The 16598-nt window shown below is 49.5% G+C and carries 13 protein-coding genes; 9 read left to right on the top strand and 4 right to left on the bottom strand.

Annotation, left to right across the window (positions count from 1 at the left end; genetic code table 11):
* The first annotated feature begins 61 nt into the window (after nt 1-61).
* From fraC to H6F68_RS13495, 3 genes are read left to right on the top strand one after another with little or no spacing between them, the layout of a single operon-like run.
* Nucleotides 62-613 (top strand): filament integrity protein FraC, encoded by a 552-nt coding sequence (fraC, locus tag H6F68_RS13505; protein WP_190434462.1) that lies wholly within the window; start codon nt 62-64, stop codon nt 611-613.
* Entirely contained in the window at nt 600-1742 is a 1143-nt protein-coding gene (locus H6F68_RS13500) for a DUF5357 family protein (RefSeq protein ID WP_190559740.1), read from the top strand. Before fraC ends, H6F68_RS13500 begins: the two co-directional genes overlap by 14 nt.
* Nucleotides 1743-1778: 36 nt before the next feature.
* Nucleotides 1779-2552: an ABC transporter permease subunit gene (locus H6F68_RS13495; RefSeq protein ID WP_190559738.1), complete on the top strand. Its 774-nt coding sequence runs from the start codon at nt 1779-1781 to the stop codon at nt 2550-2552.
* Here H6F68_RS13495 and dacB read toward each other — a convergent pair.
* Complete coding sequence (dacB, locus tag H6F68_RS13490; protein ID WP_199300073.1) at nt 2549-4150, bottom strand: D-alanyl-D-alanine carboxypeptidase/D-alanyl-D-alanine-endopeptidase; 1602 nt, start codon at nt 4148-4150, stop codon at nt 2549-2551. The genes H6F68_RS13495 and dacB overlap by 4 nt on opposite strands.
* Nucleotides 4151-4341: 191 nt before the next feature.
* Here dacB and H6F68_RS13485 point away from each other — a divergent pair, with 191 nt between their 5' ends.
* Nucleotides 4342-4989, top strand: a complete 648-nt coding sequence (locus H6F68_RS13485; protein WP_199300072.1) for a hypothetical protein — start codon at nt 4342-4344, stop codon at nt 4987-4989.
* A 133-nt stretch (nt 4990-5122) separates the two neighbouring features.
* The gene (locus H6F68_RS13480) at nt 5123-5431 is read left to right on the top strand and encodes a hypothetical protein (protein ID WP_190559736.1); all 309 of its coding nucleotides are present in this window, start codon (nt 5123-5125) and stop codon (nt 5429-5431) included.
* A gap of 148 nt (nt 5432-5579) precedes the next feature.
* Here the strand turns inward: H6F68_RS13480 and ilvB are convergent, their stop codons facing one another.
* From ilvB to H6F68_RS13465, 3 genes are all read right to left on the bottom strand, one after another.
* Nucleotides 5580-7415, bottom strand: a complete 1836-nt coding sequence (ilvB, locus tag H6F68_RS13475) for a biosynthetic-type acetolactate synthase large subunit (RefSeq protein ID WP_190559734.1) — start codon at nt 7413-7415, stop codon at nt 5580-5582.
* A gap of 217 nt (nt 7416-7632) precedes the next feature.
* Nucleotides 7633-8883 carry an MFS transporter gene (locus tag H6F68_RS13470; protein WP_190559732.1) on the bottom strand — a complete coding sequence of 417 codons (1251 nt, stop codon included), beginning with the start codon at nt 8881-8883 and terminating at the stop codon, nt 7633-7635.
* Between the two features lie 206 nt (nt 8884-9089).
* Entirely contained in the window at nt 9090-9701 is a 612-nt protein-coding gene (locus H6F68_RS13465) for a hypothetical protein (RefSeq protein WP_190559730.1), read from the bottom strand.
* A 244-nt stretch (nt 9702-9945) separates the two neighbouring features.
* Here H6F68_RS13465 and H6F68_RS13460 point away from each other — a divergent pair, with 244 nt between their 5' ends.
* From H6F68_RS13460 to H6F68_RS13445, 4 genes are read left to right on the top strand one after another with little or no spacing between them, the layout of a single operon-like run.
* Nucleotides 9946-10326: a response regulator transcription factor gene (locus tag H6F68_RS13460; protein WP_190559728.1), complete on the top strand. Its 381-nt coding sequence runs from the start codon at nt 9946-9948 to the stop codon at nt 10324-10326.
* Nucleotides 10323-10937 carry a chemotaxis protein CheC gene (locus H6F68_RS13455; RefSeq protein WP_190559726.1) on the top strand — a complete coding sequence of 205 codons (615 nt, stop codon included), beginning with the start codon at nt 10323-10325 and terminating at the stop codon, nt 10935-10937. Before H6F68_RS13460 ends, H6F68_RS13455 begins: the two co-directional genes overlap by 4 nt.
* The gene (locus H6F68_RS13450; RefSeq protein ID WP_190559723.1) at nt 10934-15508 is read left to right on the top strand and encodes a PAS domain S-box protein; all 4575 of its coding nucleotides are present in this window, start codon (nt 10934-10936) and stop codon (nt 15506-15508) included. Before H6F68_RS13455 ends, H6F68_RS13450 begins: the two co-directional genes overlap by 4 nt.
* Entirely contained in the window at nt 15496-16461 is a 966-nt protein-coding gene (locus H6F68_RS13445) for a PleD family two-component system response regulator (protein WP_313930115.1), read from the top strand. Before H6F68_RS13450 ends, H6F68_RS13445 begins: the two co-directional genes overlap by 13 nt.
* The last annotated feature ends 137 nt before the right edge of the window (nt 16462-16598 follow it).

The raw sequence follows: 16598 nt of genomic DNA, 5'->3' as shown, positions 1-16598 counted from the left end.
TGGGCTGGAAAAGTGGCTGAAAAAGCTAGTTTATGGAAACGGCTGTTGAGGAGGTAGACCCGTGTTTTCGTTTGTTTTGCCATTGCGGGCTATCTTATTTCAGCTACTCTTTTTATTCATCGCGATCGCGATCGAGTCGGTGGTATTACAAGAGCGATTAAAGTTGAGCCGTAGAATTAGTCTGGAATATTCTGCTTCGATCAATCTCTTATCTACTGCCATTGGTTGGCTCTTTTTCTTTACGCTGGAACCTGCTCTGCCTCTGGATTGGAAAGGCCCATTAATGAGCTATATCCTTTTTAATGCTCGTTCCACGAATACAAATACTCTGTTGATCATGGTTGGTTTATTTACCTTTTTTGGTACTTTTATTGTTGAGTTGCAAGGATTAGAACTGTTAGAAATATTGCTGCAAAGAAACAAGAAAGAAGAAGTAAGCACTCAAAAAATCCTTCGTTCTCGTGATAAGCTGCAACGTCGGGAGCTGAGCCTGGCTGCTACTAACCGAGCGACTACAATTTTATTAGCGAATGCTTGTAGCTACAGTGTTATTTTGTTGATCTTATTGGCGCGTGCATTCGACCTGAGCTTTAAAGCGAATGGACAGAGTTAAAGAAATTTTTGAGACGCTACAAAAGTTACTACTGCCGCCAAAAGCTTTTTCTTGGCAAACTTTGATTTTGCTAAGTATTTTTTCTTGTCTGATGGCAGCCTTGGCGGGTGATTTAGTTCGGGATTTGCTAGCAACTTGCGGCTGGATTTTTTTGATTTTTGGGGTAGGGTGGTTCACTACTGAGAACCCGATCCAGATCGGAGGTCTGTCTTTAGGGCCTTGGATTACAGGCATCTTAGTGAGTATTTTTTTGTTTGGTGAATGGCTAGATGAACGTCCCTCGCTACTGTTTATTAGCTGGCCCTTGATTTCAGCCGCGATCGCTTCTTTAGGAGAGTTTATTCAATCAGGCCCTCGGTTTAGGGCTCCCACCCCAGCAGGCCGTCAAAGACTAGTCATTCTTTTTTTAAGCAATTTAATTATTAGTTGTTGGTTTCAACTTTACTTCGTGATTCAAGGTTGGTTAGAAATTTACCCCAGCTTGTTAGCGAATGATTTCAATCAAAGCAATTTTGTTGTGCGTCTAGGGGTACAAACAACCCAAGCGCCAACGGGTGTGATTATCCTAAACCAGGCAGAGGCTACGCTAAAAGCGGAACTGGAACCGCGTTCTTGGTCAGAGGTAGAGCGGTGGCTCTTAACGCTCAAACAACAGCCAACCGAGTTTGAAAATGCTGTAATGCAACAACTGCCTGCCTCGGAAGAAAATGCTTTATGGCAATTGCAAGCGCAATTTTTGCCCGATCAACCAGATTACACTTTGCAGTTGCTCGCTCTCTGGCAAGGGCCGAGTTCTGACCTTGCTAGCCACTATCTCACCAAAACCTGCCGCATCACTCAGGGAGAGAACCCACCTAACACTGCTTCACCCGCTCCTGAAGCTGCTGTTTCTGCCTCGCCTAGCCCTGAAGCTGGTGTCTCTGTCCCGCCTGTCCCTCCAGCTTCAACGCCAGACAATGGTTCCCTAGCGCCCAGCAATGAGCAAAATTCTGTCAGTCCAGTTGCACCTATCTCTCCTACAGCTGTGACTTCCGAAGTGCCGCTGCAAACGACAAGCACTAGTAAGATTGAATGCGGATCTATTAGTCGGCCTACTTTAGTTCAACCAGGCCCAACTTTGCAATCCTAGGGTCTGCTTTGCAGGAATTGCTGAAGGAGTGAGAAGGTGAATCTCGGCAGAATCTTTACGATCGCCACCAATGTCTTTTGGGAAGTCATCCGCGATCGCATCCTATATTTGATCGGCTTCTTTGCCTTGCTGCTGATTATGGCGCTGCGATTGCTGCCAGAAGTTTCGGCAGGCACAGAAAACAAAATCTTGCTAGATGTCGGGTTGGCGGGGATTACAGCCCTGAGTTTGATCATTGCCGTATTTGTGGGCACTGGCTTGGTTAACAAAGAAATTGAAAAACGCACTGTCTTGGTGCTAATTGCCAAGCCGATGAGTCGCGCTGAATTCATCATTGGCAAACACTTAGGTTTGTCCGCAGTTTTGGCTGTACTCCTGTCGCTCATGACTGCAATTTATCTGGGGGTGCTAACTTGGGCGCAGATTCAGTATCCGCTGGTCAGCATCTTGGTGGCGGTGCTTTATTTGTTTCTAGAGTTGTCTCTAATCACGGCAGCGGCAATTTTGTTTGGGGTGTTTACCAGTTCGCTGTTAGCCACTTTACTCACCTTTGCCGTTTACTTAGTAGGACATTTCAGCCGCGATTTGGTGACGCTAGGCAACTTAGCTTCTAGTCCCGATTTGCGCCGTCTCACCAAAGGCATCTACTTATTTCTACCTGATCTAGCTCGGCTCGACCTCAAGAACGAAGCAGTTTATGGAGTCTTGGCTGCTCCCAGAGAATTGTTGCTGAATGCAGGATACGGGCTGGTTTACACAGTGTTGCTGCTAGCGATCGCGATTTTGATTTTTACTCGACGGCAATTCTAACGCTGACTCTGGAAACTGGAGTTACGACTACAGGAACGCAACCGAGTCAGGGTGAGCACAATCTCATCAATGGTTTGTCGTAGGGTTGAGGCGGGTTGATTCGAGTGGTTGACAATGATGCTAAACACAAGTGGCTGATACTGAGGCGGATTGAGGTAGCCTGACAAAGCGGCAATGCCCGACAGTGTGCCCGTTTTCGCTTGTAGTCGTCCTTGGGCTGGGGTGTCTCGAAAGCGGCTTTGTAAGGTGCCACTCACGCCTGCAACTGGGAGTGAGGCGCGATAAATCTCAGCTTCTGGTAACTGGGCGATCGCTTGTAAGGTTTGCACTAAAGCAGCAGGACTAACTAAGTTATGGCGAGACAATCCTGAGCCATCCGCCAAAACATAGCTATCCGGTTCCACTCCAAGTTTGGTTAGAGTTTGCTGGACGACTGCTAAACCTTGCTCAGCAGTAGATAGATCCGCAACTTGTTTCAGGGTAGCTCCAGTATTGGCTCCTAAAGTCCGCAAAATAGCCTCGGCATAGAGATTGTTGCTCTCTCGATTAGTTTCGATCAGCAGGGTTGATAACGGGGGAGAGGCGATCGCGGCAATTTCTGTCTCTGCTCTAGTAGTGGGTGTGTGGGTAACTAATGTTTGGCCAACGCGAATTTGTTGAGCTGCTAAAGCTCGCTGGAATCGGCGCAAAAAATTCTGGCTGGGTTCAGCGATCGCTACTGCTACAGGTTCTGGTGGTCCACCTATCCGCAGTTGTCCTTGTACTTGTAGCAACGGCTGGCTCAAATCCCGCCCTACTTCTACAAACTCATCTCCTGTGTCTCCGACGGTTACTGATTGGTTGTTGATGCGCCAACGTCTCGCCTCTGCTGGATCATTCCACTGCACTCGCAACGGCTGACCCACTGCTTGCGGCCATAGCTGGAGCCCGACTGCGTTTTGATTCAGGATTAAGCCGTTGATGGGTGCGCCGTACCCCGCTTGGATGTCACCCCATTCCCATTGCGAGTTAGGCACGGGACCACGAAAGTAGGATTCGTCCCCGAGCAACTGATCAACTGATTGAATGCCTTGACGACGTAATTGCTGCACCAAAAGGCCGAGTTCCCGGTCTGTCAAACTAGGATCGCCTCGCCCAACAATGCGTAGATTTACCTTCCCTTGGCTCTTAACCTGGTATACCGAGGTGCGAATGCGGAACTGTGGCGTTAATTGATGCAGAGCGACCGCAGTGGTCAACAACTTGGCGTTAGAAGCAGGCAAAAAGTAGCGATCGCTGTCCTGAGTATACAAAGTTTCCCTTGGAGCGTTCGTCGAGGCCAAGGTTTGAATCAGGATGCCCCAGCGGGCGCGAGCAAAGGCGGAACGATTGGTAGAGGAGGCTCGTCCTACTGCTTGCAGCGGCTTTGGACTGGATATAGAGGAAACGCTTTGGAGGATTTGGGCGATCGCAGAGTCTAATTGAGTAGGACAAATGGGCCCAGGCGTAGCATTACCTGGAGTTGCTAATCCAGCTTTTGGTTGTGCTCCCATCCCCGCTGTTCCTATTGCAAAGAGACATAGCAATGAGACGATCGACTTGCGGAGAGTGATAGACATGTTGCCGCTTGCCTAGGGGCAGTAAGTTTTAAGTGGAGATGAAGAGAGTATAAAAGGATTGACAAGATTCGGAGGGACCGCAAGAGGAGATCACGGAATGAATAGCTTTCCCTTACAATAGCCTCATCTTGATCCGAACTCAGTACACGCAAATCTCATTGTAATACAAGGCTATCTCAGTAATGCTACTTATGAAAACCCGTGGCCGAGAAAGTGAAAAACCCCTTGTGCGCTCAGATGCTCAGCGGCAAAGCTCCACCGGCAGTTCGTCATCCAGGTTGGCGCTCCTTTTCTCTTTACTAGCATTAGCATTGAGCGGCTTTGCTGCCTATCAAGTGTGGCAACTTCAGCAAGCAGCTAAGCCTGCCGATACCACCCAGACTCAGACAAAGCCTGAAGCTGCAAAGGATAAGTCACCAACTGCAACTACTAGTTCACCCAGTGCTGTGCCAACAGAGGCAGGCAAATTGGTTCAGCCAGGACTCGACAATAAAGCAGAAGTGACTTTGCTATCAGCGGAACGCATTCAAGATCCAGACACTGGCAAGTCTGATGTCGTCAATGTCAAATTACGGATTCGTCGTCTTGCTGAGAACGTCAGCGCCTACGACTTCATCAATGTAGGAGGTGCTACTGCCCAAGATTCAGGTAGTGATATCGCCACCTATGAACCTGTGGATGCCATCAGAAAATCAACGGGTCCAATTTCTTTAGAGGGGATTCGCAAAGGCGCATCGGTGGATGCTTATGTTTGGCTGCGCGTACCAGAAGCAGTTAAGACCTTAAATATCCGCGTACCGGAAACTGCATTGTTTCAAGCAGTCAAGGTTGCGAAATAACGCCTTTGGTAGATGACCCGCAGTAGAAGGGCGGAGCAGTAATAGGTTGTGTACTCAAGCGAGTACAGCCAACCTCTCAAATAGTTCCGATGCAAATCAGTCTACGAATCAAGGCGCTCTATCAAGTAATTCGGTGCCTGGGCCAGGAAATGCAGCATCTACAACCCTCAATCTTGGAACTGCCGCTCCTGCTAATTTAGTCGCATCTCCCACATCTAGTCCCAATCCTCAAATTCAGCCAGGACAATTTGTCCAACCTGCCTTAGATACCAAGGCCAAGGTAGAGTTGTTGACAGTTAAGCGCATTAAAGAGCCAGAAACAGGCAATCGAGATGTCGTGAATGTGCAGATGCACGTTCGGAGAGCGACATCAGGGTATTTCACTATTTCAATTGCGTCCCTCTGCGTCAGCCGATGCTTATGTTTGGCTCTGCATTCCTGAAGGAGTCAACGCGATCGATATTTTTATCCTCAAACGGCAGCTTTTGAAGATGAGCTGATCGCGAATTAACCATTGAATATGAAGGGGCAGGCACAAAAAAGGGCAGGTATTGTGCCTGCCCCTTATCAGTTCTAATTGTTCTGCTGAGTTACAGCTTGGTGCCACACTCTGGGCAGAAGTTGTTGGTAGAGATGTTTTTCGCACCGCAGCTATTACAGTAAATCAGCTCTGCTGCCTTTCCTAGCTTGTCGCGCTCTGGCAAACCAATCATCTGGGCATTGCTCTTGCCAGGAGCCACCATTGGGTAGCAGTTCTCATCTCGCTTCACCCGAGCTTCTACGAGTACGGGACCGTTATGGGCTAGCATTTCGGCGATCGCATCTTGCAACTCCTCGCGAGAATGGATCACCATTCCTTTAATCCCAAAGGCATCTGCTAGCTTCACAAAATCAGGCATGCCAACTTCCATGTTGGAGGAAGAGTAGCGTTCGCCGTAGAAAGCTTCCTGCCATTGCCGCACCATGCCCTGCCAACCATTGTTGAGGATGACAGTTTTGACGTTGATGCCGTATTGAGCCAAGGTGGCTAGCTCTTGGAGATTCATTTGGAAGCTAGCGTCACCGCTGATACAAATCACCTGTTCATCCGGTAAAGCAACTTTAGCTCCCATTGCCGCAGGCAAGCCAAAGCCCATCGTTCCTAGGCCAGCGCTGGAAATCCAACGACGAGGGCCATTCTTGAGAAACTGGGCTGACCACATTTGGTGTTGGCCTACATCGGTAGTGTAGTAAGCGGCAGGCGCTTGACGGCTTAGTTCTACAATGACTTCCTGTGGAGCTAAGCTGCCCGGATACTGAGGCACTACGAGTGGATAATCTTCTCGCCAGCGGTTAATCCGCTCTAGCCAAGCCTGGGTTTGAGTGGAGTAGCGACTATCTCCGTCTTCGGTGCTGCGTTGTAATAAGTCCGTTAACACTTGTCGGACATCACCCACAATGGGAACTTGAGGTGCTCGGTTCTTGCCGACTTCAGCAGGATCGATGTCAATGTGAATGACTTTAGCGCGGGAGGCAAATTCGTCTAGTTTGCCAGTCACGCGGTCATCAAATCTAGCCCCAACTGCAATCAGCAGATCACACTCGGTGACAGCAAAGTTGGCGTAGGCTGTCCCATGCATACCCAACATGCCAAGAGCCAAGGGGTGAGTCTCTTCAAATGAGCCTTTGCCCATTAAGGTTGTGGTGACGGGAATTTGGAAGCGCTCTGCTAGCTCACGAACTTCTCTATGCGCTCCAGCCGCGATCGCGCCGCCTCCGATGTAAAGCAGGGGTTGCCGAGATTCTCGAATTAGCTTGAGTGCTTGTACAACCTGGCGCGGGTTGCCTCTAACTGTGGGTCGATAACCCGCTAGCTTAACGCTGCTAGGGTCAACGGGTACATAGTCAAATTCTTCTAAGGCTACATCCTTAGGCACGTCAATCAAGACAGGACCAGGACGACCAGAACTGGCAATGTAAAACGCTTCAGCCGTGATCCGAGCCATGTCTCTAGGATCGCGCACCACATAAGAGTGCTTGACGATGGGTAGCGTAATGCCCCAAATATCGGTTTCTTGGAAAGCATCACTGCCGATCGCAGCTCGTGCGACTTGCCCAGTCACCACCACTAAGGGAATGGAATCCATGTGAGCCGTGGCAATACCAGTCACTAGATTGGTGGCACCGGGACCAGATGTGGCGAAGCAAACGCCAACTTCACCCGTAGCCCGCGCATAACCGTCAGCCGCATGAGCCGCTCCCTGTTCATGCCTGACCAGAATGTGGTGAATGCCGCCAGCCGCCTCAGCGCGGTACAGCTCATCATAAATTGGCAGAATCGCGCCACCGGGATAACCAAAAATGTGTTTAACGCCGTGACGTTTCAAACTATCAATTAATGCGAAAGCACCAGACGCACGCTTGACCGCTACACTCTGCAACTGCACAGGAAGACCTCTCGACCGCTATAGGTTAAGGTGGATGACTTTTGTATCTAATGATGCATTCAAGACTAAGACTTCAGTTTAGATCCCAATCCTGATCCCTGTCGATAGATAAGTCTCAACAGTTTCTAGATTGGCTGAAATAGATCAAACCTACACCTGATAAAGGGTAGAGGTGTAGCTGCTGTCAGGAACTGATGACAGTCCTAGTCCGATGCGATTAGATCACATCTTGCAGAACTCGGCGGGTGTTTTGCCAAGCCCAAATTCCTCCCATACTAACTAAAATGCTCATACCTAGGAGCACCGCTCGTAAACCAATTGCATCGGTGAGCGGCCCCGCGATCGCGAGTGGTAGGCTCAGCGCGATGTTAACGACATTATTTTGAAAGCCAAATACTTTGCCCCGCATGGACTCTGGCGTTTGTTGATGGATTAGAGTTTGCATGGGCACGCCAATCATCGAAGCACCCACGCCCAAGAAGGCACTTAAACTCAAACCGATCCATAGGTTCGTGGTAAAGGTAAACATACTCAGGGCAAAAGCCATGCATAAGAACCCAATCAGGGGTAGGGGTTTGTGATGGAAGCGATCGCCCCAATGACCTAGCACTCCTGCCCCAAAAACCATACCAATCCCTGCTGCGGCTAGCAGAAAGCCAAATTGATTGGGTTTGAGGCCAATATCTTCTACCAAGTTAATGGCGAGAACCGTTAGGGCAGCAAAGACAGAATACAAAATAGTGAGTTGGAGCAAAGCATTACTCACCAGTCGCTCTTTCCTGAGGTAACGCAGCCCTGCTTTGAAGTCATGCCAAGGATGAACCGCTACCAAGTGATCGCTGACATGCTTTTCTCGAATTGGGATGAGCCACAAGACGGCTCCCGCAATCAGATAAAGCCCCCCCACCAAAATCTCCTGGCCGAAGTCACCCCCAACTTTCGCCAAGCTCAACAACGGTTCACCCACGGCAAATCCAATAATTAATGACCCCAGCATCGTCGTTGTAAACAACGCATTGGCGGTCATTAACCCTTCTTTTTCCACCAAGAGCGGAATGGCTGCCTGTTCTGCGGGCGCAAAAAACTGAGTCAGCACTGATTCAGCGAAGGTGATGATCAGGAGAATCAGAAACGCCTTGGGCAAGATTGGGATAAGCAAGGTGAGCAGGCCACGGCTGACATTGCAGATAGTGAGAATGTGCTTTTTAGGAAAGCGATCGACAAAGATGCCAGCCGCAGAACCAAACAGAATGGCAGGCAACGTGAAGGCGACCATCAGCACTGATCGCATCGAGTTTTCTAGCCCTGGTAGGGGTTTGTAATCTACCAGCAAGGTAATCAGCAGCACGAAAAAAACTTTATCCGCGACTTGCGAGAGTAATTGCCCCATCCACAACGCCAAAAATGCTCGATTTTTGATCAAGCTGCGAAATCCACTCTCAGGAGGGGGCGGGCTGACTGGAAGCATAAAGCGAAGTTGTAAAGTCCAGGGATTCTACCTCCCCTAGTGTGCGCTTTGCTAGCTCTAAGTGACCAGTTGCTGAGCAACTTTTTCGCTTGAGGCTATTGGGCGAGTGCTAGAGGAAAAAACAAAGAAAAAGAATTCGCAAGCTAATGACTGAGAGCCTAACTTAGCGGGGGTTTTTCAGGAGCAAGGTTTTTAGCTGGTTATGTTTAGCTTACAAAGAGACCTGATTCTCCATAGCTCTGTAGTAGGACAGTTAGAAAAATGGCTGCGGTAGTTGCAGTTGGTGATTGCTGAGTTGCATTTTCTACAGGCACCCACCATCCCTGAGCGGTTTGCGGCGATCGCCAAAGCTCTAAATGATCAATGGCTGGCTCGGCATAAAAACTGTCTGCTCCAGCACCCCACAAAGCAGAACTCCAATGAGTAAAGTAATCGTGACTGACTCGGTGAATTGGGAAGTCTCCGTATAAGGGTACACCCCAACCATCCAATGCGATCAAGGCTTTTACTTGACCACCTAACTGTTGCCAAGCCCAAGCTGCACCCACAGCTCCTGCCACACCTGCACTAAAACTCAGAAACACCAAGCCCGTTTGAGCAGAGCTTAGCTGATGCTGACGAAATGTTTCTTGGAGAAACTGCACGATATGAAATGCAGAATAGGCTGGATAACATTGTGCCGGAAAAATGAATAAATTTTCCGATTGATTTGTGTAATCAGCGGCCAATAAGTTTGGTGTAGAACGCAATGGCAACCCCTGGAGAAAACTTTGAGTTAGCTCTAAGTTGTGTACACCAGGACAAATAAGAATGCTCATAAATTTAGATTTACTAACAGCTAACTCTGCCATTTCAAGGTTGTTTCAGCGCATTTTGAGTGCCACCTCAAGCTGTGCGATCGCCCGCTAATTCCCGGCTCTAAGCGCCTTGCCATTAGCCTCTGATTACCTAATGACTCTCAGGGGAATATTAGAGGCAAATGTAGATCAGGCATAGATCCAGCCAGCGCAGTCAAAGCTGGGCCAGAGCACCAATCTGCTAACTAACCACTAGGGCAAAGAAATGGCTTTGATTCTTATCGTCGAAGATGCGTGGTTTACCCGCAGACTCATTAGTAAGACTTTGCAGGCCGCAGGTCACACCACAGTAGAAGCTAGCTGTGGTCGAGAAGGACTGGAGAAAGCTCTCACTCATGCTCCTGACTGTATTTTGCTAGATCTGTTGATGCCTGATCTAGATGGTCGTGAAGTGCTGCAAAAGCTGCGAGACCAGGAAAGCCGGATGCCTGCGATTGTCCTGACTGCGGATATTCAGTCGAGTTCTCGGCAGCAATGCTTAGATTTAGGAGCGATCGCCGTCCTAGGCAAGCCCCCCAACCCCCAAGAGTTAGCCGCCACCATTGACCAAGCGATCGCCGCCAAGGTAGGAGGAATCACTCCATGATGCCAACGGTCTATGAGCTAGACGCTTTGCAAGAGCTAGTCAATATTGGTGTCGGACGCGCCGCTAGCATTCTGAATGAAATGGTTGGCTCTCATGTCCATTTACAAATCCCCTATACAAAGTTAATCTCATCTGCCGAAGTCCAACGAGATTTGGAACAACAGCTAGGCGTAGCACCGATCTCAGCGGTACGGTTGGGCTTCAATGGTTCCTTTGCAGGCGTGGCTCAACTCGTGTTTCCGACCGATAGTGCCTCCAAACTAGTTGCAGTTTTGACTCGCGAAGAATTTGACTTATACGACTTGGATGCCGTCAAGATTGGCACTCTAAGCGAAGTTGGCAATATTGTGATCAATGGAGTGATGGGGTCGATTAGCAATGTCCTCCAGCAACATCTCAACTACTCGCTACCCATTTATTTAGAAGATACCGTTGGCAATCTCTTAACTTCCCACGACTTCGAGATTGCCAGCGCTACGGTTCTCATTGCCAAAGCTCGTTTCACTATCGAACAACTCCTAATTGCCGGAGACATCATCTTAATTTTCAAGTTGGGCGCTCTCGACACACTGCTCACAGCTCTAAATCTAGGCTTGGAAGAATCAGCATGAACGAAGCCCAACTGATTGCAGAAAAGTTTGGTTTACTAGACCAGATTCCGATGGGGGTCTGTGTGTTGCAGCAAGACTTCACCGTACTCTTCTGGAACAGCTGCTTAGAAAACTGGACCAAATTATCTAGAAATCAGTTACGAGGTCAAAACCTGACTGAGGTGTTTCCTCACTTACAGGCATCGCAGTATGTGAGCCGTTTGCAACAAGTTTTTGAGAATGGCACTCCTACCGTCTTTTCGGCCCAGCTTCATCAATCTTTGATTCCATCTTGCTTACCCAGTGGCCAATGTCGGGTGCAGCATACTGTTGTGACGGCGATTCCTGCGGCTGACGGCAATGGCTTTTATGCCCTGCTCTCAATTCAAGATGTCACAGACCTCAATTCCCAAATTCAAAATTATAGGCAAGCGCAACAACTAGCGCAGCAAGAGATTCAGGAACGCCAACGAGCAGAGGCTGCTTTGCAAGAAGCGCATGACGTTCTAGAGCAGCGGGTACAACAGCGTACAGCGTCCTTCTTGCAGGCAAACATGCAATTGCAGCGCGAAATTCAGGAGCGACACCGAGCGGAAGCGGACCTGAGGCGCAGTGAGGAGCGCTATCGTTCCTTGGTAGTTGCCACGGCTCAGGTCGTGTGGACCACAGACGCTACTGGCCAAGCGACGGCAGATTCTCCTCTGTGGCGGGCTCTTACCGGACAAAATGAGACAGAATTCAAAGGATTAGGATGGCTGGAAGTCGTACATCCTGAGGACCAGGCGCGGATCAAACGAATTTGGCTAGAGGCAGTTCGGACTAACTCACCTTATGCCGCTGAATATCGGGTCCGCGACAGAGAGGGTTGCTACCGTCACTTTGCCCTGCGGGGAGTTCCGGTCCTAAAGAGAGATGGCACGGTCCGAGAATGGATTGGCACTTGTACAGATATCGACGAACGTGTGCAGGCTGAAAACGATCGCAGCCAAGCAGAAGCTGCTTTGCAACAGGCCCACGACGAGTTGGAGCAGCGAGTAGCCGCACGGACTGCTGAACTAGCTCAAGCCAATACAGAACTGCTCAATGAAATTGTTGAGCGCAAGCAAGTAGAAGCCGCTCTGCAAAAAGAGCAAATGTTTCTCAAGATTCTGCTGGACAACGTGGAGTCGGGCATTGTGGCTTGTGATGCGGCGGGAAGCTTGACCCTGTTTAACCGGGCAGTACAGAGCTTTCATGCTTCAGACGTGCAGCTAATGCCGCTAGAGGACTGGGCTGCTTACTACGGGTTACATCGCCCTGACGGAAAAACTTTGATGCCGATCGAGGAAATCCCCCTCTTCCGAGCTTTGCAAAACGAAAAAGTCCGCAATGTAGAAATGGTGATTGTGCCTCCAGGGGGACAACGCCGCACCGTGTTAGCGAGTGGACAGGCGATCGCCGATCCTCAGGGCAAAAAGCTGGGGGCTGTGGTCGTTTTACACGACATTACCGAGCAAAAGCAAGCCGAGCAAGAACTAGCGCGATCGCTCTCTCTGCTGCAAGCCACCTTGGAATCTACCGCAGATGGCATTTTGGTCGTAGACCGAGACGAGAATATGGTGATTTGGAATGGCAAGTTTGCCGAAATGTGGCACGCTCCTGACCCCATTCTGTCTGCCCGGAGCGATCGCCAGTTTGTCGCCTACGCTCAGACTCGCGTTAAAGATCCAACCATCTTTCTGGCCCAGGTGTACAACTCTTACGAGCATCCAGATACAGCTAGCTGCCATGTGATTGAGCTAAACGATGGCAGAAGCTTTGAGCGTTATGCACAGCCGCAAAAGATTGCTGGTGAAACGGTCGGTACGGTTATTAACTACAGAGACATTACTCAACGCCAGCAAGCAGAATCAGCATTGCAACAGCAAATCTATCGAGCTGACCTGCTCAAACAAATTACTCAAGAAATCCGCCAAAGCTTAAACTCACAAGATATTTTTCGGACCACAGCCACTCAGGTAGGTCAAGCTTTCGGGGCAAATCGCTGTGTCATTCGCGCTTACATAGCAGGAGCAACTCCCCAACTGCCTTGTGTTGCTGAATATTTAGAACCAGGCTATGCCTCGACCCAAGTCGTCAAAGTGCCTCTGGTCAGCCAAGCTTATGCGGAAAAGCTGCTGGCTCAAGACCAAGCGATCGCTGTACCGAATGTTTATGCCAGCCATCTCTTTCAATCGGCTGTTGCTAACTGTGCTCAGGTCAATCTCCAATCAATTTTAGCTATTCGCACTTCTTATCAAGGAGCCCCTAACGGCACCATTGCGCTCCATCAATGTGATCAGTTTCGCCAGTGGGCACCCGATGAGATTGAACTCCTAGAAGCCGTAGCTACCCAAGTTGGGATTGCCTTAGCTCAAGCTGCCTTACTAGAGCAAGAAACTCTGCAACGAGAACGGCTAACTCAACAAAACTTGGCTCTAGAACAAGCGCGGCGGGCTGCCGAAGCTGCCAACCAAGCTAAGAGTGAGTTCTTGGCCACCATGAGCCACGAAATTCGCACGCCCATGAATGCTGTGATTGGCATGACTGAGTTGTTGTTGGCCACACCGCTAAATTCTCAGCAGCGGGACTTTGCGACCACGATTTGTAGCAGTAGTGAAACGTTGCTCACGCTGATCAACGACATCTTAGACTTTTCTAAGATTGAGTCAGGCAAGCTGGAACTAGAGCAACACCCGTTTGAGTTGCAAGCTTGCGTAGAGGAATCGTTGGATCTTTTGGTATCTCAGGCTGTGGAGAAGGGCTTGGAGTTGACTTATCTGATTCAGCCAGAAACACCAAGCCAAATCATGGGAGATGTGACTCGCGTGCGTCAGATTTTGGTGAATCTGTTGAGTAATGCCATCAAGTTTACTCAAGCGGGGACGATCGAGTTATTAGTCACGGCTCGAAAGATGCAAAGGCAGGCAGGCAATAAATTTCTGATCTTTGGCGATCGCTTAGAGGCAAGAAGAGAGATCAGAAATTTATTGCCTGAACTCTCCTCCAACTCATTTTACGAAGTGCCATTCTCGGTCAAGGATACAGGCATCGGCATTCCAGCTCAGCGGATGCACCGTTTGTTTCAGGCTTTTAGTCAAATTGATTCCTCCACTACCCGCCAATATGGTGGCACTGGTTTAGGTCTAGCCATTAGTGATCGCCTCAGCCAAATGATGGGGGGGTGCATGTGGGTGGAGAGCCAGGGCCAGGTAGCAGGTAATCCCTCTCCCGCTTGGCTGTCTGTTCACGCATCTAAGGCTGGGTCAGGTTCTACCTTTTACTTCACCATCCTGGCTCAAGTCGTTGCTTTCACGCCAGCGCTGAATGAGCCTGATTCTACAGCTCCCTTAGCGAGCCGATTCGCTGGGAAACGGCTGTTAATTGTGGATGATCACGCAGTTAACTGCGCTTTGGTCGTGGGGCAAGCCCAAGCTTGGGGGATGACAGTACGAACTGCGGCATCAGGGGACGCAGCTCTCACACGGCTACATCAAGGTGAGCAGTTTGATCTGGTGCTACTAGATGTTCAGTTGCCAGAGATGCAGAATTTAGCCTTGTTTAAGGCAATTCGGCAGCAGCCCGGATGTCGGCAGTTGCCGATCGCCTTCCTCGCACCAATGGGATGGTCCATAGCTAGCCCGGAAGTAAATGCTGCACCTTCGACCGCGTTGCTGTCCAAACCAATCAAACAAGCCCAGCTGTATGAAGTAGTCACCAAACTTCTAAGCGAACCAGTGCTGCCTCAAACCGTTGCTTCTATGAATCTAGCTACTTCGGATATCTCACCAGAATTACCTCAATTGCGGATTTTGCTCGCGGAGGACCACACCGTGAATCAGAAGGTGGCCTTGCTGCTGCTGAAGCGCTTAGGCTACACAGCCGACATCGCTGCAAATGGTTTGGAGGTGCTAGAGGCATTGCGTCGTCAGGTTTATGATGTGATCCTAATGGATATCCAAATGCCTCAGATGGATGGGTTGGAGACAACTCGTTGCATTTGTCAGGAATGGTTGCCTCATCAACGTCCTCGGATCATTGCAGTGACTGCCAATGCGATACAGGGCGATCGCGAGATGTGCTTAGAGGTAGGAATGGACGACTACATCAGCAAGCCAATCAAAGTTGAGGAATTGTCTACTGCTTTGCTGAGATGTGAGCTGAAGACTAGTCCCAGCGATCGCCCGCCCCAGATAGACCAGGTAGAACATAGCTCTGCGGCTGTCGATGCTCAAGTCATGCAGTCTTTCCGCAAGATGGTAGGTGAGGATGCAGGGGGCATCTTGGTGGAACTGATTAGTAGCTATCTCCAAGAAACTCCCAAGCTGATCCAAAGCATGCAGCTAGCAAGCGCCCAGGGTGATCTAGCGTTGTTGCGTTTACTGACTCACACTCTAAAATCAAGTAGCGCTACCCTAGGAGCTATCAGGCTTGCTGCCTTGTGTAAAGAGCTGGAAAGCAACTGTCAGGAGATGGCATCGATGAATTGGGTCGCCCAGGTCGCTTTAGTAGAGAAGGAGTTCACCGAGGTTAAAGCAGCCCTAGAACTGGAGCGGCAAAGGTGTCTAATATAAGCACGATCTTGGAGCAGCGAGACTCTCCATTAGTGTTAGTCGTGGATGACGATGTCTTCATGCGGCTACAGTTACGTCGAGCGATGGAGCAAGAAGGCTACCAGGTCGTAGAAGCCCCAAACGGAGAGCAAGGGCTAGAAGACTACAAACATCTGCATCCTGATATTGTCCTCTTGGATGCACTCATGCCGATTATGGACGGTTTTACCTTTTGCGCTAAGCTGCAAGCTCTTCCTAGCGGCGATCGTACTCCGGTTTTGATGATTACCGGATTAGAAGATGAAGAATCAGTCGCCCAAGCTTTTGCCGCCGGAGCTACTGACTACGTCACCAAGCCGATCCATTGGGCCGTGTTGCGTCAAAGGGTGAAGCGCTTAATTCAACAGAGCCAATTGCATCGCCAGCTAGAATCAGCCAATCAGGTACTACAACGTCTGGCTTTAGTAGATGGGCTAACTCAACTAGCGAACCGACGCTGCTTCGATCAGCACCTCTATCAATCTTGGCAACGTCTGGCGAGAGAGCGGTTGGCCCTCACCCTTATTTTGTGTGACATTGATTGCTTCAAAGCCTACAACGATACCTATGGTCATCAAGCGGGAGATGACTGCTTACAGCAAATTGCTAAAACCATTAGTAGTTGTGCCAGGCGTCCTGCTGACCTTGCAGCTCGTTATGGCGGCGAAGAATTTGCTTTGATCTTACCTTCTACCGAATCTAGGGGCGGGATTAAAGTCGCCCAGGATATTCAATACAAAGTCAAAGCGCTCCAACTCCCCCACAATAGTTCTCAAGCCAGTCATTGCGTGACGCTCAGCTTAGGCATTGCGACAGTTGTACCTCAATTTGATTCAAATCCCTCAGCCTTAGTTACCCTTGCCGATAAAGCACTTTATCAAGCCAAGGCCGCAGGACGAAATCAATACTGCACTTCCCAAACAAGCCTCTACTAAGCTTGAGGTGATTACTATTTGTGATGAACCATTGGTGATCAACCAGTTTAGTCAGCGATCGCCCAGAAAAAATATTTCTTCGGAAAGAAGATTTGACAGCTAGGATTCGCTATCAATAGCGGTATTGTCTGCAAGAT

It is taken from the genome of Trichocoleus sp. FACHB-262, from assembly GCF_014696035.1.
Lineage (GTDB): Bacteria > Cyanobacteriota > Cyanobacteriia > FACHB-46 > FACHB-46 > Trichocoleus.
The sequence above is the reverse complement of the archived record's forward strand: the minus strand, read 5'-3'. Positions and strand labels throughout refer to the sequence as shown.

What these genes read in the sequence shown, in the direction of transcription:
- H6F68_RS13500 (WP_190559740.1), top strand. Translation starts at nt 600, where the DNA reads ATGGACAGAGTTAAAGAAATTTTTGAGACGCTACAAAAGTTACTACTG.
- dacB (WP_199300073.1), bottom strand. Translation starts at nt 4,150, where the DNA reads ATGTCTATCACTCTCCGCAAGTCGATCGTCTCATTGCTATGTCTCTTT.
- H6F68_RS13485 (WP_199300072.1), top strand. Translation starts at nt 4,342, where the DNA reads ATGAAAACCCGTGGCCGAGAAAGTGAAAAACCCCTTGTGCGCTCAGAT.
- H6F68_RS13470 (WP_190559732.1), bottom strand. Translation starts at nt 8,883, where the DNA reads ATGCTTCCAGTCAGCCCGCCCCCTCCTGAGAGTGGATTTCGCAGCTTG.
- H6F68_RS13465 (WP_190559730.1), bottom strand. Translation starts at nt 9,701, where the DNA reads ATGAGCATTCTTATTTGTCCTGGTGTACACAACTTAGAGCTAACTCAA.
- H6F68_RS13460 (WP_190559728.1), top strand. Translation starts at nt 9,946, where the DNA reads ATGGCTTTGATTCTTATCGTCGAAGATGCGTGGTTTACCCGCAGACTC.
- H6F68_RS13455 (WP_190559726.1), top strand. Translation starts at nt 10,323, where the DNA reads ATGATGCCAACGGTCTATGAGCTAGACGCTTTGCAAGAGCTAGTCAAT.
- H6F68_RS13450 (WP_190559723.1), top strand. Translation starts at nt 10,934, where the DNA reads ATGAACGAAGCCCAACTGATTGCAGAAAAGTTTGGTTTACTAGACCAG.